Source organism: Methylocaldum sp. RMAD-M (assembly GCF_017832375.1).
GTDB lineage: Bacteria > Pseudomonadota > Gammaproteobacteria > Methylococcales > Methylococcaceae > Methylocaldum.
Genome location: NZ_JAFIBZ010000009.1, coordinates 72,702 through 93,332, shown reverse-complemented (window position 1 = coordinate 93,332; position 20,631 = coordinate 72,702). Strand labels below are relative to the sequence as shown.

At 54.6% G+C, this 20,631-nt stretch carries 18 protein-coding genes and 4 tRNA genes; 13 read left to right on the top strand and 9 right to left on the bottom strand.

Annotated elements, in window-relative coordinates; all coding sequences use genetic code 11:
• Window positions 1–4 precede the first annotated feature (4 nt).
• Window positions 5–1,189: an O-succinylhomoserine sulfhydrylase gene (locus JOD69_RS11335; RefSeq protein ID WP_077729521.1), complete on the top strand. Its 1,185-nt coding sequence runs from the start codon at window positions 5–7 to the stop codon at window positions 1,187–1,189.
• Between the two features lie 62 nt (window positions 1,190–1,251).
• On the top strand, window positions 1,252–2,586 hold the full coding sequence (locus tag JOD69_RS11330; protein ID WP_077729520.1) for a UDP-glucose/GDP-mannose dehydrogenase family protein: 1,335 nt from the start codon (window positions 1,252–1,254) through the stop codon (window positions 2,584–2,586).
• A 42-nt stretch (window positions 2,587–2,628) separates the two neighbouring features.
• Here JOD69_RS11330 and JOD69_RS11325 read toward each other — a convergent pair whose 3' ends face one another.
• Entirely contained in the window at window positions 2,629–3,555 is a 927-nt protein-coding gene (locus tag JOD69_RS11325) for a histone deacetylase family protein (protein WP_086134821.1), read from the bottom strand.
• A 231-nt stretch (window positions 3,556–3,786) separates the two neighbouring features.
• Here JOD69_RS11325 and acnB point away from each other — a divergent pair, with 231 nt between their 5' ends.
• Complete coding sequence (gene acnB / locus JOD69_RS11320) at window positions 3,787–6,363, top strand: bifunctional aconitate hydratase 2/2-methylisocitrate dehydratase (RefSeq protein ID WP_086134775.1); 2,577 nt, start codon at window positions 3,787–3,789, stop codon at window positions 6,361–6,363.
• A gap of 92 nt (window positions 6,364–6,455) precedes the next feature.
• Window positions 6,456–7,280: a ferritin-like domain-containing protein gene (locus JOD69_RS11315; protein WP_086134774.1), complete on the top strand. Its 825-nt coding sequence runs from the start codon at window positions 6,456–6,458 to the stop codon at window positions 7,278–7,280.
• A gap of 30 nt (window positions 7,281–7,310) precedes the next feature.
• On the opposite strand, the gene ispG is transcribed toward JOD69_RS11315, so the two are convergent.
• On the bottom strand, window positions 7,311–8,549 hold the full coding sequence (gene ispG / locus JOD69_RS11310) for a flavodoxin-dependent (E)-4-hydroxy-3-methylbut-2-enyl-diphosphate synthase (protein WP_077729517.1): 1,239 nt from the start codon (window positions 8,547–8,549) through the stop codon (window positions 7,311–7,313).
• A 187-nt stretch (window positions 8,550–8,736) separates the two neighbouring features.
• Between ispG and JOD69_RS11305 the strand changes: the two genes are divergently transcribed.
• The gene (locus JOD69_RS11305) at window positions 8,737–9,465 is read left to right on the top strand and encodes a metallophosphoesterase (RefSeq protein WP_077729516.1); all 729 of its coding nucleotides are present in this window, start codon (window positions 8,737–8,739) and stop codon (window positions 9,463–9,465) included.
• 62 nt (window positions 9,466–9,527) lie between these two features.
• Here the strand turns inward: JOD69_RS11305 and JOD69_RS11300 are convergent, their stop codons facing one another.
• The gene (locus JOD69_RS11300) at window positions 9,528–10,385 is read right to left on the bottom strand and encodes an NADP-dependent methylenetetrahydromethanopterin/methylenetetrahydrofolate dehydrogenase (protein ID WP_077729515.1); all 858 of its coding nucleotides are present in this window, start codon (window positions 10,383–10,385) and stop codon (window positions 9,528–9,530) included.
• Window positions 10,386–10,560: 175 nt separating this feature from the next.
• On the opposite strand from JOD69_RS11300, the gene fchA reads away from it, so the two are divergent.
• The 5 genes from fchA to JOD69_RS11275 all read left to right on the top strand — a co-directional run bounded on the left by fchA (window position 10,561) and on the right by JOD69_RS11275 (window position 11,663).
• On the top strand, window positions 10,561–11,184 hold the full coding sequence (gene fchA / locus JOD69_RS11295; RefSeq protein WP_077729636.1) for a methenyltetrahydrofolate cyclohydrolase: 624 nt from the start codon (window positions 10,561–10,563) through the stop codon (window positions 11,182–11,184).
• Window positions 11,185–11,308: 124 nt separating this feature from the next.
• Window positions 11,309–11,385 (top strand) — tRNA-Pro (locus JOD69_RS11290).
• A gap of 1 nt (window position 11,386) precedes the next feature.
• Window positions 11,387–11,463 (top strand) — tRNA-Arg (locus tag JOD69_RS11285).
• 21 nt (window positions 11,464–11,484) lie between these two features.
• Window positions 11,485–11,560, top strand: a tRNA-His gene (locus tag JOD69_RS11280).
• A 27-nt stretch (window positions 11,561–11,587) separates the two neighbouring features.
• A tRNA-Lys gene (locus JOD69_RS11275) sits at window positions 11,588–11,663 on the top strand.
• A 339-nt stretch (window positions 11,664–12,002) separates the two neighbouring features.
• Here JOD69_RS11275 and JOD69_RS24660 read toward each other — a convergent pair.
• Together JOD69_RS24660 and JOD69_RS11265 are read right to left on the bottom strand one after the other, a co-directional pair.
• Window positions 12,003–12,200 (bottom strand): hypothetical protein, encoded by a 198-nt coding sequence (locus JOD69_RS24660; protein WP_240502448.1) that lies wholly within the window; start codon window positions 12,198–12,200, stop codon window positions 12,003–12,005.
• A 292-nt stretch (window positions 12,201–12,492) separates the two neighbouring features.
• On the bottom strand, window positions 12,493–12,858 hold the full coding sequence (locus tag JOD69_RS11265) for a four-helix bundle copper-binding protein (protein WP_077729496.1): 366 nt from the start codon (window positions 12,856–12,858) through the stop codon (window positions 12,493–12,495).
• 301 nt (window positions 12,859–13,159) lie between these two features.
• Here JOD69_RS11265 and JOD69_RS11260 point away from each other — a divergent pair, with 301 nt between their 5' ends.
• Complete coding sequence (locus JOD69_RS11260) at window positions 13,160–13,576, top strand: DUF4383 domain-containing protein (RefSeq protein ID WP_077729495.1); 417 nt, start codon at window positions 13,160–13,162, stop codon at window positions 13,574–13,576.
• A gap of 105 nt (window positions 13,577–13,681) precedes the next feature.
• Here the strand turns inward: JOD69_RS11260 and JOD69_RS11255 are convergent, their stop codons facing one another.
• Together JOD69_RS11255 and JOD69_RS11250 are read right to left on the bottom strand one after the other, a co-directional pair.
• Window positions 13,682–14,443 carry a universal stress protein gene (locus tag JOD69_RS11255; RefSeq protein ID WP_086134773.1) on the bottom strand — a complete coding sequence of 254 codons (762 nt, stop codon included), beginning with the start codon at window positions 14,441–14,443 and terminating at the stop codon, window positions 13,682–13,684.
• Entirely contained in the window at window positions 14,436–16,862 is a 2,427-nt protein-coding gene (locus JOD69_RS11250; protein WP_086134772.1) for an ATP-binding protein, read from the bottom strand. Before JOD69_RS11250 ends, JOD69_RS11255 begins: the two co-directional genes overlap by 8 nt.
• A 431-nt stretch (window positions 16,863–17,293) precedes the next feature.
• Between JOD69_RS11250 and rdgC the strand changes: the two genes are divergently transcribed.
• Window positions 17,294–18,220, top strand: coding sequence for a recombination-associated protein RdgC (gene rdgC / locus JOD69_RS11245; RefSeq protein WP_086134771.1), 927 nt, complete (start codon window positions 17,294–17,296; stop codon window positions 18,218–18,220).
• Window positions 18,221–18,230: 10 nt separating this feature from the next.
• Window positions 18,231–19,232: a L,D-transpeptidase family protein gene (locus JOD69_RS11240; protein ID WP_240507073.1), complete on the top strand. Its 1,002-nt coding sequence runs from the start codon at window positions 18,231–18,233 to the stop codon at window positions 19,230–19,232.
• On the opposite strand, the gene JOD69_RS11235 is transcribed toward JOD69_RS11240, so the two are convergent.
• On the bottom strand, window positions 19,211–19,483 hold the full coding sequence (locus JOD69_RS11235; protein ID WP_077732573.1) for an oxidative damage protection protein: 273 nt from the start codon (window positions 19,481–19,483) through the stop codon (window positions 19,211–19,213). The genes JOD69_RS11240 and JOD69_RS11235 overlap by 22 nt on opposite strands.
• Window positions 19,484–19,571: 88 nt before the next feature.
• The gene (gene mutY, locus JOD69_RS11230; protein WP_086134770.1) at window positions 19,572–20,621 is read right to left on the bottom strand and encodes an A/G-specific adenine glycosylase; all 1,050 of its coding nucleotides are present in this window, start codon (window positions 20,619–20,621) and stop codon (window positions 19,572–19,574) included.
• Window positions 20,622–20,631 lie beyond the last annotated feature (10 nt).

Below are 20,631 nucleotides of genomic sequence, written 5' to 3'. Positions count from 1 at the left end.
CCACATGACCGATTGGGAATGGCAGCAGTATGCCATCGAAACTCAGGCGATACGCGCCGGGCAGCGACGGACGTCCGAACAGGAACATTCCGATCCGATCTTTGCGACGTCCAGTTACGTGTTCGACAGCGCCGAGGATGCCGCCGCGAGGTTTTCCGGTAAGATTCCCGGCAATATCTATTCGCGCTTCACCAATCCCACCGTTCGAGCTTTCGAGGAACGGCTCGCCGCCCTGGAAAGCGGAGAACGCTGCATTGCGGTGGCTTCGGGAATGGCCGCTATCGCTACGACGGCCTTCGGATTGTTAAAGGCCGGAGACCATGTCGTGTGCTCCCGGAGCGTGTTCGGCAACACAGTTCTGCTGTTCCAGAATTACCTGAGCAAATTCGGCGTCACGACCACTTTCGTGGATCTGACCGATTATGCGGCCTGGGAAACAGCCGTCAGGCCCGAAACGCGCTTTCTTTTTCTCGAGACTCCCTCAAATCCGCTGACCGAAATTGCGGATATTCATCGCATTGCAACGATAGCCAGGCAAAATGGGAGCCTTCTGGTGGTCGATAACTGTTTCTGTACGCCCGCTTTGCAGAAGCCTCTGGATTTGGGAGCGGATATCGTCGTTCATTCGGCAACCAAGTACCTGGACGGGCAGGGGAGATGCGTCGGAGGCGCGATCGTTGGCCGGCAGGAGTTATTGGATAAGGAAATCTATCCCTTTCTAAGGACGGGTGGCCCTTCCATGAGTCCGTTCAATGCCTGGGTATTTCTCAAGGGGCTGGAAACCTTGGCGATACGCATGCGCGCGCATAGCGAGAATGCCCTGAATCTTGCGGAGTGGCTGGAAGCCCAGTCTTGGGTCAAGCGCGTGTATTATCCGGGACTGCCGTCCCACCCCCAACATGAGTTAGCCGTGCGGCAACAATTTGCGGGCGGCGGCATCGTGAGTTTCGAGGTCGAAGGGGGCCGGGAAGGGGCCTGGAACCTGATCGACTCGACCCGCCTGCTATCCATCACTGCGAATCTAGGGGATGTCAAAACGACCATCACCCATCCCGCAACCACGACTCATGGCAGGCTGAGCGAGAACGAACGTGCCGCTGCCGGTATCAGCGAGGGTTTGGTCCGTATCGCCGTGGGGCTTGAAAATATCGATGACATCAGGCGCGATTTGCTTCGCGCCTTTGCATAAGATCGGATTGGTCGTATCGACCTCCGCGTGCAGAATCTCATTCGTAACAAAAAGGAACAGTCATGAAAGTCACCGTCTTTGGTTCGGGTTATGTCGGCCTCGTTACCGGAGCCTGTCTGGCCGAGGTAGGCAATGAGGTGGTATGCGTAGATATCGACGAGGGCAAGATTGCCCGGCTCAATCAAGGCGAGGTTCCGATTTACGAGCCTGGTCTGGATAGCATCATCGAACGCAACATGGCCGCGAAACGTCTGCATTTCACCACCGATGTGGACCTGGCGGTTCAGCATGGTTTATTCCAGTTCATCGCAGTCGGCACGCCTCCCGACGAGGATGGGTCGGCCGACCTGCAATATGTGTTGGCCGTCGCGCGCAGCATTGGCGAACGCATGGAGGATTATCGCGTTGTAGTCAACAAGTCGACCGTGCCCGTCGGCACGGCGGATAAAGTCCGCCAGGCGATAAATACGGTGCTCAACGACCGGCAGAAGCCATGTGAATTCGATGTGGTTTCAAATCCGGAATTCCTGAAAGAGGGGGCAGCCATCGAGGATTTCATGAAGCCGGATCGTATCGTGGTGGGCACCGACAATCCCCGCACTACCGAACTTCTACGGGCCTTGTACGCGCCATTCAATCGCAATCACGACCGCCTGGTCTGCATGGATATTCGCTCGGCCGAACTGACCAAGTACGCGGCCAATGCCATGCTGGCGACGAAAATCAGCTTCATGAACGAATTGGCGAATCTCGCCGAATGTCTGGGCGCGGATATCGAGAAGGTGAGGGTGGGCATCGGGTCCGATCCGCGGATCGGTTACCACTTCATTTATCCCGGCTGCGGATACGGCGGTTCGTGCTTCCCGAAAGACGTTAAAGCACTCGAGCGCACCGCGCGGGACGTCGGATATCAGGCCCAGTTGCTGCGGGCGGTCGAGGATGTCAATGACCGGCAGAAACTGAGACTTTACGAAAAAGTTAAGGATTATTTTAAGGACGATCTAAAAGGAAAGACACTCGCTCTCTGGGGGTTGGCATTCAAGCCGAATACGGACGACATGCGCGAAGCTTCCAGCCGGGTGATCATCGAAGCCCTTTGGGAGGCGGGCGCCAAGGTACAAGCGTTCGATCCGGTCGCGACGCACGAAGCCGGGCGATTATATGGGCATAGGTCCGATCTCGCGCTTTGCGACAGCCCCGAAGCTACCTTGAAAGGTGCTGACGGCTTGATTATCGTCACTGAATGGAATGTATTCCGCAGCCCCGACTTTGATACGATCAAGGCCGAACTGTCGCATCCCGTCATCTTCGACGGTCGGAATCTTTATGATCCGGCCCGGATGAAAATGATGGGATTTGATTATTTCGGCATTGGGCGGGGCGCGTCCTTAGCCTGATTCGAATAGCGGGGGCGCTCGGCGCCCCCTCTTTTCCAGCCATCAGCTCTTCATCAGCGCACGTACATGCGCGGCCACACTCTTTCCTAAAGCCTCCAGGTTGTATCCACCTTCCAAAACGGATACCAGTCGGCCTCGTGCGTGTTCTTTCGCCAATTTCACCAGTTCCGAAGTTACCCAAGCATAATCGTCCTCGACCAAATTCAGATCGGCCAGGGGATCGTCCCGATGGGCATCGAAGCCGGCGGAAATCAAGACAAGCTCCGGCGTAAAACGATTGATAGCGGGCAGAATCTTGTCCGCCACGGCCAAGCGAAATTCATGGGACCCGCTGCCGGCTGCCAGAGGCACATTGATCATATTGCCCGCACCGGTTTCGCCGGACCTCCCGGTCCCGGGATACCAAGGGAACTGGTGAGTCGATGCATATAAGACGTCCTTATTCGTTTCGAATGCTCGTTGGGTACCGTTTCCATGGTGCACATCGAAATCCATGATGGCGACCCGTTCGATTCCATGGTGTTTGCGGGCATATTCGGCGGCAATGGCGATATTGTTGAACAAGCAGAACCCCATGGCCGCGTCGGGTTCGGCATGATGTCCCGGCGGCCGGACAGCGCAGAAAGCGTTCGTGGACTCCTTGGCAAAAACGGCATCCACCGCGGCACATGCGGCACCTACGGCATGCAAAGCCGCTTCGCCCGAACCGGGCGACACGACCGTATCGCCGTCGAGGTAAGCAAAACCCAGTTTGGGCACGGCTCCCAAGACGTAATCGATGTGCCGATCGGTGTGGATTAAACGAATCTGTTCGCGGGTACCGCGCGGCGCTTCCCGTCGATCGAGACCGGAAAAATCGGGTCGACTAAGTGCGCGCTCGATCGAACGCAAGCGCTCCGCGTTTTCCGGATGCCCAAGGCCGGTGTCGTGTTCCAAGAAACTCCGATGACTGAAGCAAATCGTAGTCATGACGAGCATCCGGCGTGATAAACGTATGAGTGATCCATATAATACCCGAGTATTGCCGTTGGAATAGAACCGATACGGTTTGATGATTGATCGTTCCCCGGTATTTGGACCAATGATCGATGACTCGTTCTCGGGAATGGAAAACGGCGGTCGTTTTATACGACAAATGAAACCGTTTCGAATCGTGCGTGGGGCTCGAGTCGAACAGAATTGCAAACTTTAGGGGAAACCATGCTGGAAGAATATCGCAGACACGTTGCCGAGCGAGCGGCACAAGGGCTTGTGCCGAAACCTCTGAGCGCGGAAATGACCACGGCTCTGATATCGCTCATCAAAAATCCGCCTCGAGGCGAGGAAGAATTCTTGCTCGACCTGTTGACCAACCGCGTGCCGGCAGGCGTGGATGAAGCGGCCTACGTCAAGGCAGGTTTTCTGGCAGCTGTCGCGAAAGGTGAAACCGTCTCGCCGATATTGGATCCGCGCCTTGCGACCGAGCTTCTCGGCACTATGCTGGGCGGCTACAACGTAGCCCCGCTGATCGAACTGCTCGACCATCCGGCGTTGGGAACGCTGGCCGCAAAGGGCTTGTCGCATACCTTGCTGATGTTCGATGCGTTCCACGATGTTTGCGAGAAGGCCGAAGCCGGCAATGCGAACGCACAGGCGGTCATGCGGGCTTGGGCCGAAGCCGAATGGTTCACGAGCCGGCCGAAGGTGCCTGACGTCATTACGGTGACCGTATTCAAGGTGCCGGGTGAGATCAACACCGACGATTTGTCGCCCGCCCAGGATGCTTGGTCGCGGCCCGATATTCCGCTGCACGCCAAAGCCATGCTGAAAGTGCCGCGCGAAGGCGTCACCGATGCCGAGGCGCAGATAGCGGAACTCAAGACAAAAGGCTGGCCGGTCGCATTCGTGGGCGACGTCGTAGGTACGGGTTCTTCTCGGAAATCCGCGACCAACTCGGTGCTGTGGTATATCGGCGAGAATATTCCATGTGTTCCGAACAAACGGGCGGGAGGCATGTGCATCGGAGGAAAGATCGCTCCCATCTTCTTCAACACCATGGAAGATTCCGGTGCCCTGCCTATCGAGTGCGATGTCTCGAACTTGCATACCGGCGACGTTATCGACGTCTACCCTTACAAAGGCGAGATCAAGCGCCACGATACCGGCGAGCTGCTTTGCACTTTCGCCTTGAAGAACGATATTCTGCTGGACGAGGTGCAGGCCGGGGGGAGGATCTCGCTCATCATCGGACGCGGCCTTACCGATCGTGCCCGCAAGGCACTGGGTCTCGACATCTCGCCGGTATTCCGACGTCCGGAATCTAAACTGGACAGCGGCAAGGGATATACTCTCGCCCAAAAGATGGTCGGAAAAGCCTGCGGGGTAAAGGGTGTACGTCCCGGCACCTACTGCGAGCCTCATATGACGACGGTAGGATCTCAAGACACTACGGGCCCGATGACGCGCGACGAGCTCAAGGATTTAGCTTGCTTGGGGTTTTCTGCAGATTTGGTGATGCAGTCCTTCTGTCACACGGCGGCCTATCCCAAGCCCGTAGACATCGATGTCCACCACACTTTGCCCGATTTCATCATGAATCGCGGCGGCGTTTCGCTTCGTCCCGGCGACGGCATCATCCATTCATGGCTCAACCGCATGCTGATTCCGGATACCGTCGGAACCGGCGGCGATTCGCATACCCGCTTCCCTATCGGGATATCGTTTCCCGCGGGTTCCGGCCTGGTCGCTTTCGCTGCCGCCACCGGTGTGATGCCTTTGGACATGCCGGAATCGGTACTGGTCAGGTTCAAGGGCGAAATGCAGCCGGGCATCACGCTCAGGGACCTGGTGCATGCCATTCCTTATGCGGCGATGCAGCGCGGGCTTTTGACTCTCGAGAAAAAGGGCAAGAAGAACGTTTTTTCAGGACGCATCTTGGAAATCGAAGGACTGCCGACTCTAAAGGTAGAGCAGGCATTCGAGCTGGCGGATGCTTCCGCCGAGCGGTCCGCCGCCGCCTGTACCGTACGCCTGAACAAAGAGCCGATTGAGGAATATTTGCGGTCCAATATCGTTTTGCTCAAATGGATGATCGAGCAAGGTTATGGCGACGTACGAACCTTAATCCGGCGAATCGCGGCCATGGAGGATTGGCTGGCTGATCCCATGCTCCTGGAGCCCGATGCCGATGCCGAATATCACGAAGTGATCGAGATCGACCTGAGCGAGATTAAAGAGCCGCTCTTGTGTTGCCCGAACGATCCTGACGACGTAAAACCCTTGTCTGCCCTTGCCGGCACCCAGATCGACGAGGTCTTTCTCGGTTCCTGCATGACGAACATCGGCCATTTCCGTGCGGCCGGAAAAATCCTGGAGCACTTCGGGACGCAAGTTCCAGGGCGTTTATGGATCGCTCCGCCGACCCGTATGGATCAGTTGGAATTGACCGAGGAAGGGTATTACGGCATCTACGGCAAAGTGGGCGCTCGGACCGAAATGCCCGGATGTTCATTGTGCATGGGCAATCAGGCACGGGTGGCGGACCATGCCACCGTGGTATCGACCTCGACGCGAAACTTTCCCAATCGGATGGGAGCGGGTGCCAATGTGTTTCTGGCCTCGGCAGAACTCGCGGCCGTATGTTCGAGTTTAGGGCGCATCCCGTCGTACGAAGAATACATGGCTTTCGTTCAGTCTCTGGAAAAGGACGCAACGGATACCTATCGATATCTGAATTTCGATCAGATTCCCGACTACGTCAGAAAGGCGGAACAAGTCGCTTTAGACGCCACGGCTTGACATGCCAAGTGCGACAGCGCCGCTTGCCGCACCCGACGAGGCATCGGCAAGTGGCGGCCTGTTGTTCTTATTCCGAAACGATTACGAAACTCATGTCGTCCAATTTATTCGAGATTGCGGAATCGTGCCTATACACGCCATCCGTGGAAGCCAAACTGGAAGCGACCGAGCGGGCTGCGCTGGCCTTCCGGGGAGAAGGCTTTTCCCTGGATGATCGCTTGCCGCCCAAGCCGGCATCGGAAGTCCGCTTCCCGGAGCGTCCGGAGCTGGTGGACCCGAGGCATTTGCCGCGGCGGAAACTCACGACCCGTGCCGGGAAGATCGCGTTTCTGCATGCGGTTGCCCACATCGAACTCACCGCGATTCAGCTCGCCTGGGATATGGTTTACCGGTTCCGCGGAATGCCACGGGCCTTCTATAACGATTGGCTGGAAGTAGCCATCGAGGAGGCCTATCACTTTTCTCTGGTTCGAGGAAGGCTAAAAGACTTTGATGCCGACTACGGCCAGTTTCCCGCACATAGAGGATTATGGGAATTAGCCGAGGACACGGCGCACGACGTGAAAGCCCGCCTGGCGTTGGTTCCGCGCGTGATGGAAGCGAGGGGATTGGACGTCACCCCGGCAATGATTGACAAGCTCGATGCCTTAGGCGATGACGCAACCGCGAATATCCTCAGGATTATCCTGAGGGACGAGGTTGGCCATGTGGCGCGAGGTACTCGTTGGTTTCAATACGTGTGCAACGAACAGGGAATCGATCCCGTAACGGAATATTTCGATCTTGTCGAACGCTATCTTCGGGGGGCTGTCCGCGGTCCGTTCAATATCGAATTGCGCCGAGCGGCGGGATTTAGCGATCTGGAGTTGCAGCGTTTGAAGGGGATGGCTAGCGAAAGTCCGGCCCGCCCGGACTGAGGAGCCGCGGGCCGGGGAGCTTTCGATTCCTTACTCGGCGATGGTTTGATGTTCCTGATTCGGGCCGTAGTGGGACACGATATAACGCTCGACCAATTCCTGAAAGTCTTCGGCGATACGATCACCCTTCAGCGTTACGGTCTTTACGCCATCCTCGAAGACCGGGGCGACCGGTTGCTCACCCGTGCCGGGCAAGCTGATTCCGATATTGGCGTTCTTGCTCTCGCCGGGGCCGTTGACCACACAGCCCATTACGGCCACGTGCATGTCCTCGACACCCGAATATTTCTTGCGCCATTCCGGCATCTTGTGACGGAGATGGCTCTGAATCTGCTGAGCCAGCTTCTGAAAATAGTCGCTGGTCGTACGGCCGCAACCGGGGCAGGAGATCACCATCGGCGTGAACGAGCGGATGCCCATGGTTTGGAGAATCTCCTGGGCGACGATGACTTCGTGAGTGCGATCGGCGCCCGGCTCGGGGGTCAAGGAAATACGGATGGTATCGCCGATGCCTTGCTGCAGCAGTACCGCCAATGCGGCCGTAGACGCCACGATGCCCTTGGATCCCATGCCGGCTTCGGTAAGCCCCAAGTGCAGAGCGTAATCACAGCGTTCGGCGAGCGCTTGATAAACGGCGATCAGCTCCTGAACGCCGCTCATCTTGCACGACAGTACGATACGGTTTTTGGGCAATCCTAATGACACGGCACGCTCGGCGCTTTCCAAAGCCGAGGTGATGACCGCCTCGCGCATCACTTCGGCGAGTGGTCTTGGGTCACTAAGCTGCGCGTTCTCATCAAGCAGGCGTGCCAGCACGGATTGATCGAGGCTCCCCCAATTGACGCCGATCCGCACGGGTTTTTCGTAGCGGCAGGCAAATTCGATCATCTGGGCGAATTGGGGATCGCGCTTGGATCCTCGGCCCACGTTGCCGGGGTTGATACGGTATTTCGCCAGTGCTTCGGCACAACCGGGAAACTTGTCCAGCAGCTTATGACCGTTGAAATGGAAGTCGCCGATCAGAGGAACGAAGCAGCCATTCCTGTCCAATTCTTCGCGTATCTGAGATACGGCCTGTGCTGATTCTTCATTGTTTACGGTAATGCGGACCAATTCGGAACCGGCCTTGGCCAGATCCATCACCTGTCTGACGGTGCTTTTTACATCCGCGGTATCGGTGTTGGTCATGGATTGGACGACCACCGGCGCATTGCCGCCGATCTGGATCTCACCGACTTTTACACCGACCGAATCTCTTCTATTCATCATGCTTAAAAACCTACTGGGATACTTCGCGAGTCCGCTATTTTATCAATGACACAGCTCAAGCCTATCGTAGGCTTGCGGTAATTTCCGAGTTCTTTACTTGGGTGTCAAGTTATAATTATGGAAGTTACAGCGTGTGCCGGAATAATAAGCCCTCGAAGGACGCTCCGGCCAAGGATCACATTACACCGTGCGTATTCAGTATTTTTCGGACATACATCTCGAATTCGGATCTTTGGAGACGACGGCGGCCGATGCGGACGTTGTCGTCGCAGCCGGAGATATCGGTGTTGGCCTGCAAGCTTTGGACTGGCTTAAATCATTTGGAAAGCCTGTCATATATGTAGCGGGTAACCACGAGTTTTACGGCCAAGAATATCTCTCGACCCTGGCAAACCTAACTAGTGCCGCTAGCGGAACCAATGTGCAGTTCCTGGAACAACGCGCGTGGGTGTATGACGGAGTGAGATTTTTGGGTTGTTCCCTGTGGAGCGATCTCGGGGGCGACGATAACGATCAGCTGGAGGAACTGGTTTCTATCGTCAATGATTTCCGAAAGATTCGATACCGCACAGATGCTTTGAATGCGAAAAGCTATCGCCAATTGCATTGGGAATCCCGCGAATGGCTCTTTGCCGAGCTCGCAAAACCGTTTCCCGGGAAAACCGTGGTGGTCACCCATCACGCTCCGACGCCTTGGAGCTGGCGGGACAGCCCCAGTCAGATCAAACGCCATGCCTACTGCAATGACCTGAGAGAAGTCCTGCACAGTTTCGAAATCGCAGCCTGGTTCCATGGCCATACCCATGCCGTCTCCGACTATCGGTGCTCTGGCACGCGAATTCTCTGCAATCCCCGAGGCTATTTCCCAAATCAGCTCGTAAGCGAATTCGACCCAAGAAAAATCTTGGAAATTTAGGCGCTCTCCGAGGTCAAGCGAAAATGTCAGCGGCCGCCCTGTTCGAATCGCGCCTGCGTCCTTCAGGCCATTGTCTTCGCGATTTCGAAAATTTCTTCGGCATCCAGAATTTGATCGTTACTCTCGAAAAGCTTAGCGATACAGGCACGGTGCAGTGCCAGTTTCAGCGTACCGAAGCCAATGGCTCCCCAAACGATTTTTCCGTTTCGGTCTGTTCCACGGTCCATCATATCGGTCCCGCCGATACCGATTGGAGGAGTCGCGTTGGCATCCGCCACCAGCTCGATCGACGGATTATCCTGCCAATGACGTTCTTCCAACAGTTCTACACCGGCTGCGCCGGCCGCAAACACTATATGCGCTTGCTCTATGGATTTCCCGCGCGCGTCGTTATCATGAGCCTCAATAGGGGTCAGTTCGACGCCGAACCGCTGTTTCATGTCTTGGCAAGCTTTCTCGGCGCGAGCCATCTGGCGTGATGTGATCGAGACCCGAGCGCCTTCTTTGGCCAGCATTACCGCCGCCCGCTGGCCCACAGGCCCGGTACCTGCAAGAACGACAGCCCGTTTTCCGGCAATTGCTCCGCTCGCTGCGAGTTTGGCGACGCCCGCTGCGGCCGTGGTATTGCTGCCGTTGCTATCCAGCATTACGGAGACTCGGAAACCTCCGAAAAACTTTTTCTTCACCGCCTTCAATAGCTCTTGTCCGGCCATCAAATCGCTGCCCCCGATGAAGATTGCCGTATTTTTTTTATCCTTGGGCGCTCTTGTAAAAATTGTGCCGTCCACCAATGCCCCAACGTTCTCCGGCGTCAGGCCACCGTGGCCGATTACATGATCCGCGCCGCCATCATAGGCGACAACGGTGTCGAACACAGATGGGTAAAAATCGGTATCGAATTGGAACAAAAGCTTCTTCATTCTTTTTCCTTGGAATGGCACTTAACCTTGAGCGGGTTTGGCGGATTTTTCCGATTCGTCATCGAACCGGCGAGATATCGCCAATCCGAAAAAACGGAAAATTTTAACCCGTAACGCCTTGTGTTTTATACTTTCCGGCCATTTTTCATACTATGAACCTGATGGAGCGAATGGCATGATCAAAGACAAAACAATCCATCAATTTTTGGATGACTTGGCCAGCAAGTCGGCAACTCCCGGTGGCGGCAGCGCAGCGGCCATTATGGGAGCTATGGGCGCCGCTTTGGTGAGCATGGTTTGTAATCTCACCATAGGAAAAAAAAATTATGAGGCCGTCGAACCAGAGATGAAAGAGCTGCTGACGAAAGCGGAAAGCTTGCGTGCGCAGCTGATGGACATGGTTAGAGCCGATGTCGAAGTATTTGATAAGGTCATGGGCGCCTACGGTTTACCAAAAGAAACGCAAGAACAGAAGACCGCCAGAAGCCAGCAGATACAATCGGCTTTGCAGGAGGCGACCGATGTACCGATCGCGTGCGCGAAAGCCTGTGCCGAAGTGATCAGGTTGAGCAAAATCGTAGCGGAAAAAGGGAATCGAAACGTAGTCAGTGATGCCGGCGTTGCCGTCGTGGCAGGTTACGCTGCGCTGAAAAGCGCCGCGCTAAATGTTTATGTGAACGCCGGTGCTATAAAGGATGAAAAATTCGTATCTTCCCGCTTAGCCGAATTGAACGGGATTTTGAGCGGAATGGATCTCCTGAATGAGGAAATTTTCCAGACCGTCAAGAGCAAGCTGTAAAGCAAGCGCTTGTTATCATTGACGACAGAGGTATGCAGCATACCGATTGACGATCTGTAACGACATGGGTATTATTGTGAGTCTTGATGGTTAGCCGAACGGCTTCTCGTTAAAGAAGGTCGTCCGGGGTATAGCGCAGTCTGGTAGCGCGTCTGCTTTGGGAGCAGAATGTCGGGGGTTCGAATCCCTCTACCCCGACCAAGCGCTTGTAGCTCAGCCGGATAGAGCATCGGCCTTCTAAGCCGAGGGTCGCAGGTTCGAGTCCTGCCAAGCGCGCCATCTATTTGTAATTTTCCGACGGTGGCCGTAGCTCAGTTGGTAGAGCCCCGGATTGTGATTCCGGTTGTCGTGGGTTCGAGCCCCATCGGTCACCCCACTTCTAGCTCGTCGAGCACTCCATATCGGGCCATTAGCTCAGCTGGTAGAGCAGCGGACTCTTAATCCGTTTGTCGTAGGTTCGATCCCTACATGGCCCACCAATTAAAACAAAGGCTTGCAGTAATGCAGGCCTTTTTGTTTTCGGGTTTTCAAAAATTCCCAAAACTCATCTCTTGTCGGAATTTAACCGGGCCTCATTTTTGAAACCTCTCCGCCGTGTCCTACCGGTAATTTGGAGCATCTCCAGCTTTAGGAGCAAGGTTTTCCTGATCTATCCCAATCCAGGCATTGTTCGAAATTGCCGAGAGTCACATTCGAATTTCGATAGTACGAACTGTTGTAGGCATGCTGAATCTCCGCTAATCTCACGCTGTTAAGGTAACGGAGTTTATAGCTATGGCCCCCATGAAATGTCCCGCGTGCGACTCGGAGATTCCCGATCAAGCCAATGCTTGTCCACATTGCGGGCGGGCTTTAAAAGCAGCTCCAATACGCAGCTTGAGCGGAAAATTGCAGGCGATCGGCACCATTCTGGTTGCAGTCAGCATTCTTGCGATGATGGCCGGTACCTGGTGGGGAGCCGCGTTGCTGTTTCCTGGCGCGGCTTTTTTCATAATCGGTCGGGTGTTGTAGTCCATTCCTTTTCGACGCTCCCTTGACACACGATCGCTACGCGTCAGCCTCCATGAATAGGCGTCCAGGAACCGGTGAGTGGTCGTGAATTTTCTCAGTGGTCGGTCGAGAGCGGCGGCATGAGAGTAATCGCTCCGAGCCATAAGCTGAGGAGCCTAAGCTCTCCAATTTACGCACACGCTTAGCTACCGCTCTCGTACGGTGATGATGACAAATTGCGCTTGACGAGCGGCATGCTCCGGAAATGCGGGCTCCGATGGTGTAATTTCAGTCGGACTATCTAAAACCCAAAACCCATCATTCAACACCTGCTTCTTCGGCCATAGCCTGACAGGCGTCAGCACAGCTTCGGCAAGTTTGCGCGCATGCCTGCATTTGGGGGTCATTCTCGAATTGCTCACAACTGTCCCCGCACTGTTCGCATGTTTCTGCGCAGACTTCGCAGGTTAACGTGTGAAGCTCTGAACCGCGGAGCATGAAGTTCGCACTGGTTTGGCAAATTTCGGCACAATCCAGGAGGAGTCGAATATGATCGGCTTCCGCATGCGGCCCTCCTTTTTCCAGACAGTGGGTTACCGTTTCCAGGCATATAGAATGGCAATCCAGACACTGCTCGATACATGCTTGCATGGAGCCAGTTGAAGATGCTTCTTGAGTCAGCATATCGGCACCTCTCAAACTTCGAGTTAACGGTGTAGTTCAAAATAGGATGCTGCCATGAGATTCACTTTTGAATAGGTAAGAGTACGCAAGCTGCCGTCTCGGTCTTCAAATGGTCAAAAGACACGCCTTAAAGCCTGAACTAGCGATTTTTCGAAGGCTCTAATTGACAACATAAGCTTTTCTCGGACTAGCAGTGCGAAATGAAAAATACCGCGCTGCCGCCTTTCAGAGAGGCAATATTTTATGTCCGAGGATAAGTAAGGTAGCGAGTGTTTTATCCTGATATTGAAGGAGATGTGTCATGGTTCAGACTTTCGCGAAAGTGTTTGGCATTGTGTACCTGATAATCGGTATTCTTGGCTTTATCCCGGGCCTTGTACAGCCGATAGTAGGAGGTCCTCCATTGGCTATAGAAGCTGGCTACGGCAGATTGTTTGGCCTCTTTCCGGTTAATCTGATTCACAACTTGGTACATATCGGCGTTGGAGTCTGGGGTATTCTTGCCGCCCGGAGTATTCCTAGGGCCGTGACCTTCGCGCGAGCCAATGCGATCCTCTTCGGTGTGTTATTCCTGTTGGGGATTATTCCGGCAACGAACACACTGTTCGGGTTGGCTCCAATATACGGTATCGACGCCTGGTTGCACCTATTGAGCGCAGCGGTAGCCGCGTATTTTGGATTTGCCGGTGCAGCACGGGTACATGCTTGGCATACGTGAAGCTTGGATAGTGAATCGTAACGGGCAATCACTGAACGAGCGGTCGCGAAATGGAATCGCGACCGCTCGTAATTTGCATCTTTATACTACCGGCATAGCCGCGATTCAAACCAGGACGACGGGGCAAGCGACGATCTCCGAAATGGCTTTGCTGAAATCGCCGTTTTGACGTTTGACTACCAATAAGCGGCAGCCAGTGCGCTGCATCGAACGCAGTAAATTTGGAGCATCAAGCGGGCGGACGGAAACAAACTGCGCGGCTGCGCTTTGAACACAGCTTTCCAACGCCAACCTTTTTAATGCCTCGGATTCGGCCTCAGTCTCTGCCGGAAGGGCAACATTAAGTCGGCTTGATTCGAGCTCGGCCAACTCGACAGCCATCCGTAAGGCGCGCTTAGCTTCCATAGATCCGTCGAATACAACCCAGATAGGGAATGTAGAGATCTTCTTCTTAACGCCGCTTTTATACGGCTCGGTTCTCTTGGGAAGGAAAACGACGTCAACCTGCTCGATCTGTGACATGACGGCGGAAACGAGATGTCCGCGCACTGTCCGGAAACTTACGTCAATTCGCAGGCGTTGATTCAGCCGGTACAACGTTTGCTGAATTTGTTCGGTGCTGGAGCGCAGGGTGCGCATCAGGCGTGGCAAATCGACTTTACGCTCGGCCGCGCAGATGCGATCAATCTCTATCGCGAACGGAAGCTCGGCCAAATTGATTAAGTTCGTCTCTTCCACATAAACTGCAATCAACTGCGCCTGCTTTCGTGCGGCGAGATGCGCCGCCAATTCGAGAATACCGATATCATGGCGCAGCACGTTCAAAGCAACCACGACTCGTTCGGAGATGGGAGCGTCTTCAGCCATAGCTTTGATTCTCTCCGGCTCTTTCCTGACTCCTGAACTCCTTCTGGATATCGATCCACTCCCTGAGGCGTTGTTCGATACGCCCGTTAATGCTATCTGGCGGGAACGCGCCTGTCACGTCACGTTCGCCGGCCGGCTTATCCATGAGCAGCTCTAAAGCCTGATCTACCGTGTCCACCGCGTAGACGTGAAATTTGCCCGATTCCGCGGCTTTGACTACATCCTGCCGCAGCATGAGGTGTTTGACGTTGGCACGGGGAATGATCACTCCCTGTTTTCCGCTTAGGCCAATCGAGGCGCAAATGTCAAAAAAGCCTTCGATCTTTTCGTTGACCCCGCCAATAGGTTGAACTTGTCCATTTTGATTGACCGAACCGGTTACCGCCAGCGACTGGCGAATCGGTAAATCGGCCAGTGACGATAAAATCGCACTGAGTTCCGCCAAGGACGCACTGTCGCCCTCGACCTGGCCGTAGGATTGTTCGAAGACGAGGCTGGCGGTCACTGAAAACGGCCGGGTCTTAGCATAACGATGTGCTAGGAAACCGGACAAAATCATCACACCTTTGCTGTGAATGGCGCCGCCCAGTTCGCTTTCCCGCTCGATGTCAAGAATTTTGCCGCTGCCCAACCGAGTGGTGGCGGTAATGCGGGACGGCTGGCCGAATGAAAAATCACCCAAGCTGATTACGGACAAGCCGTTGACCTGGCCAACCACCGCGCCTTCAGTGTCGATGAAAATCGTTCCGCGTCGAATGTTTTCATAAACTCGCTCGCGGAGCCGGTCAGCCCTACGGATCTGGTGATCGATGGCGGCCTGCACGTCGTCCCGAGTGATGATCGCGCGCTGTACCTGTGCCGCCCAGTGGTCGGCTTCCTTGAGAAGATCGTCCAGGCTGCGCAAATGGGTGGATAATTTCTCCGAATCTTCCACCAAGCGAGCCGCATGTTCCACTACCCGGATTACCGCTTCCTTGTCCAGCGGGCGCAACTGGTTTCTCCGCGCCAGGCTGGCGATAAGCCGAGCGTATAGTGCATTGCCGTCGGCATCTCGATCGATCGTTTCTTCGAAATCCGCCGAAACTTTGAAAAGCTCGCGAAATTCAGGATCGTAAACATTGAGCAAATAATAAAGAACGCGATCCCCGATCAAAATGATCTTGATATCCAGCGGAATCGGTTCCGGCTCCAGGCTCGAGGTACTGATTACGCTTAGCGCACGCTCCAAAGATTCGATACGGATTTCGCGCGACTGAAGAATGCGTTTCAGGCTGTCCCAAGCGAACGGCTGCATCAGCACTTTGCGAGCGTCCAGGATCAAATAGCCGCCGTTGGCGATATGCAAGGCGCCTGGTTTGATCATTGTGAAATCGGTGACCAAAGCGCCCATGTAGGCTTGGTATTCAACCCGTCCCACCAGATTGTTGTGACTCGGCAAGCTCTCGAAGACGACTGGGGCATATTTGCACTCGCTATTGTCGACCAATAGGTTCACCTTATAGCGCAGAAAAGGACTTGGCCGCGGCGCATGCCCGATCAACGTCGCTATGCCACCTTCCTGCTTCGGGAAAAAATCTTCCGCGTGATCGATGATTTCCCGTTGAGCTTCATTCAGATACTGAACGACTCCGGGAATGGCTTCGTAACGGGCTTTCAAATCGTCCATCAAATGGTTGACGGCAAACTCGGCAATTTCTCGATTCAACGTTTTCAGCTTTTCCTTTGCTTCCTTGCGCCACACCGGAAATTGCTTCAACAGCTTTTGCAACTGCTGACGCAAATCCGTTACCGCCTCCTGAATCTGTTCCTGCTGATGCTCCGAAAGCTTTTGAAATTGCTCGGGTCCGAGCACTTCGCCTTTTTCGTCCACCGGAGCAAACGCAAATCCGGTAGGCGTTTCGATTAAAGCGATGCCGTGCTGCAAAGATTTTCGGCGTAACTCATTTAGAGCATTGATCTCGCGCTCCTTCGCTTCCTCCTCGATTTCTTCTGCGCGACCGCGGTATTCTTCACCCTCGAACGTCGCCGGAATGACGGTACTGAGTTCCTCGATGACTTGCTCCATGTCCCGGGCGAAGCGGCGCCCCTGACCGGCCGGCAATCTCAAGGCCTTGGGTTTCGAGGCTTCGCCGAAGTTGTTGACGTAGCACCAGTCGTCGGGTACCGGCCGGTTTTCAGCTTCGCGGCCGACGATTTCCTTAACCGCCGCCAGCTTCCCGGATCCGCTCGGACCTAGAGCGAAAATGTTGTAGCCCTTCTGGACGATGGAAATGCCGAACTGAATTGCATCCAGCGCTCGCTCTTGGCCTATCACGACACCGATATCGGCCAACTCGTCGGTGGTGGAGAAGTCGAATTCCTGTGGATCGCACGCTTTGTAGAGAACGCTCGCTAGAAGAGACTGTCGGTAGTAGCCCATAGAATTACTCAACTCTTCAAAAGGATGGTCGAAAAAATAGTCGGATATTTCAATAAGGCCGGCAATCACTCATGGCTCAGCATGAATCCGAGATGATTTAAATGCCGATTTTTCCAACTGATTCCGGAAAGCTAGAATTCTCGAACAAAGATCAGCATGGAACTCACAAAATAGTTAGGACTGGATGGCGTCAATTAATTCCCGAATTTGACAAGCCGATTCCGAGGACATTTTCATCAATCATAATGTAGTGCGACGAATGATAATGAAGATTCTGACATCCAATGACAGGCCTGATCTTCCGCTCTACATGTAGCGAATATACTTTAGGTCGAGTTTTCAGACTGATTTAAATGGCGATTAAACGGTATTGATGACAAAAAACGCGCCAATCGCCATAATTCGCCCCTTTTGGTTGCCGCTTCCGAATTATGTGGTTTAAGAACTTATCTTTATTACGTTTTACAGAACCTTTCGATCTTGACGTCGCAGAGTTCGAGCAAAAGCTCGATCAACGCCGCTTTCGTCCTTGCGGGAGTCTAGAGCCCGTCAGTTACGGCTGGTGCGCACCGCTCGGCAAGGATACTTTTCCCCTGGTCCACGTCACCAACGGATTTGCGATGGTGTGTGTTCAAAAGGAGGAAAAAATCGTTCCTGCCTCGGTAGTTAACGAAATCCTCTCGGAGCGGGTAGCCGAAGTCGAAGACCGGCAAGGCCGGCCGATGCGACGGAAAGAGCGGGACGCGCTACGCGATGAGGTGATGCAGGATTTACTGCCTCGCGCCTTTAGCCACAGCCGGCGCACCTATGCCTACATTGACCCGAAGGGCGGCTGGCTTGTTGCAGATAGCGCCAGCGCTAAGAAAACCGAGGAAATTGCTTCGCTGCTGCGTCAGTGTCTTGGTTCTTTGCCAGTGGTTCCTCCTGCGACCCGTGAGCGGCCCAGTGCTATCATGACCCACTGGGTTATGGATGCCGACTTGCCGTCGGATATCACTCTGGAAAGCGAATGCGAGTTGCGATCTCCGGAAGAAGACGGCGGTATCGTGCGCTGCCGCCGCCACGATCTGAGCGCACCGGAGATTCAAAATCACATTGAGGCCGGTAAAGAGGTCATCAAATTGGCTATCACTTGGAATGACCGTCTAAGCTTTGTTCTCGACGAGGCGTTTGGCATCAAGAAACTCCGTTTTCTGGACCTGGTACAGGAAGAGGCGGCGGATATCGAAACGTCCGATCCGGTAGAACGCTTCGACGCGGATTTTGCAATCATGAGCCTCGAGTTAGCGACATTCTTGCCACGCTTCATCGAGCTCTTTGGCGGCGAAAACCTTCAAACGAAACAACCTGTGGTGTAGGAAAAACGCAATGTTGCTGAAAACAATCGAATTGGCGCGCATCAAGAGACGGGGGGCGGCCTGGCTAGCGATCGCGCTCATGCTTGCTGCCCCGCTCAATTCTACAGCGGAGGTGTTCGCACTTCCGACGGGCGGTAGCGATCTAATCGGCGAGATTCGGTATACGAAGGCGAAGCATGAAGATACGCTCATCGATATTGCGCGGGAGTTCAGCGTCGGTCAGGACGAAATCGTCATGGCCAATCCGACCGTCGACCGCTGGTTGCCTGGTGACGGTAAGGATGTATTGATCCCACGCCAATTTATCCTTCCCGATGCGCCACGTTCCGGCGTTGTCATCAATATTCCGGAAATGCGCCTTTACTACTATCCGGCTCAGCGGAAAGCGAAAGCGACACAAGTCGTTAGCTATCCGGTGAGCATCGGCCGAATGGATTGGCGCACTCCCTTGGGCGCCACCAAAATCGCGCAGAAAGTAAAGGACCCGGTTTGGGTACCTCCGGAAACCATCAAGCAAGAACACGCCCGGGACGGGGATATTTTACCGGACGTGGTCCCAGCGGGACCTCTGAATCCGCTCGGCCGCTTCGCCATGCGGCTTGGCGTTCCGGGCTACCTTATCCACGGCACCGGCACTGACAAGGCCTACGGCATCGGAATGCGAGTCACTCACGGATGCATTCGAATGTATCCAGAAGATATCGAGCGGCTTTTTCCGCTCGTCAATGTCGGTACCCCGGTCCATCTGGTCAACCAGCCGGTCAAGCTGGGCTGGTCGGCAGGGATTTTATATATGGAAGTCCATCAGCCGTTGGACGAAGACCGCATGACTTACGAACAGTTGCTCGACTCGGCTATGGATTTGATTGAGAAGAAAACGAAGGGCCGCGAGATCATTCTCGATGGCGCAGCGCTAAAGCAAGCGCTGCAGCAGCCAACTGGTATTCCGGTCGCTATCTCCAAACCGTCTGAGCCGATTCCGGAGCCGATTCAGACTTTGGGCGGCACGTAGCCTTCAGGCATCTGAGCTCCGCCGCCGAATAGAAATTTCTCGCGCTCCTTCGCCAGGAATCGTCGTGCTTCGGGCTCGAATGGTGTGAGCCGGTGCTCATTGATCAGCATGGTCTGGAGTTTGAGCCAATCCTGCCATGCCTGAGCGGAGATATGGTCGAAAATCCGCTGCCCTTCTACTCCAGGGAAGGGCGGTTTCTCCAAGCCTTCGGCCTCGACTCCCAAACGTGCACATTTAACTCGTCGCGTCATCAGTTACCTCGTAATGATCAGCACTATAGAAACCCAATTCGACTCGTTCCGCACCATCCGCGCCCATTGAATTCGCTTGAATTCGCAGCTATCGATCCTGGCCGGCAATCTCGTTTACCAGTTTCAGTACCGGCGCCGGGAGCCCGATCGTTTTATCCGGTGTAAGCCATCGATAGAGCGATGGTTCGCTGATTCCGTAGTACTCGGAATGTGTGCGAGCCACCAGCGGAACAAAATCAAGGTGATAATGGGAAAAAGTATGCCGGCGCTGCGGGAGACGCTCAAGCTCAAAACAATCGATATGCTGTTTCGTGCACCAAGCATATACGTCCTCTTCGCTATCGAACTCCGGCAAGCTCCAAAGACCTCCCCAAATGCCGGTATTCGGGCGCTTTTCCAGGTAAAGCTCGCCACAGGCGTTTCTTAACACCAACATAAAACATTGTCGGACAGGTAGGGTTTGTTTTGGTTTCGGCGCTGGGATGGCGTCGACTCGCCCCGACTGAAGTGCCACGCAGTTCGCGCTGATCGGACAGGCGGAACAAACCGGTTTCCGTTTGGTGCACACGGTTGCTCCCAGATCCATCATGGCTTGGTTGTAGTCGGCGATACGGAGCGAAGGCGTCAATTCTTCGCTGAGTTGCCATAATCTCGCGAGAATCTGGGTGTCTCCAGGCCAGCCTTCGATACCCTGATATCGGCATAAAACCCGTTTGACGTTGCCATCCAGGATGGGTGCACGAATACCCGATCCGAGACTCAGGATCGCTCCAGCCGTAGAGCGTCCGATGCCGGGCAGAGCGCTCAATTCCTCGAGAGTGACGGGCAACTGTGCGTCGTGCTGTTCCACGATTATCCGCGCCGCCCGGTGTAGGTTACGAGCGCGCGCATAGTAGCCGAGCCCGGCCCAAAGTGCGATAACCTCGTCCAAGGATGCCTGGGCGAGCGCGTCGACAACAGGAAAATGGCCTACAAAACGCTCGAAGTACGGGATGACCGTTACGACTTGGGTCTGTTGGAGCATGATTTCCGAGATCCAAACCCGATAAGGTGTTCGGTCGACTTGCCAGGGCAGTTGCTTGCGCCCGTATCGATCGAACCAGGCAAGTACGGTCGCCCGGAATAGTTCATTTTGCATACGCGTGTAA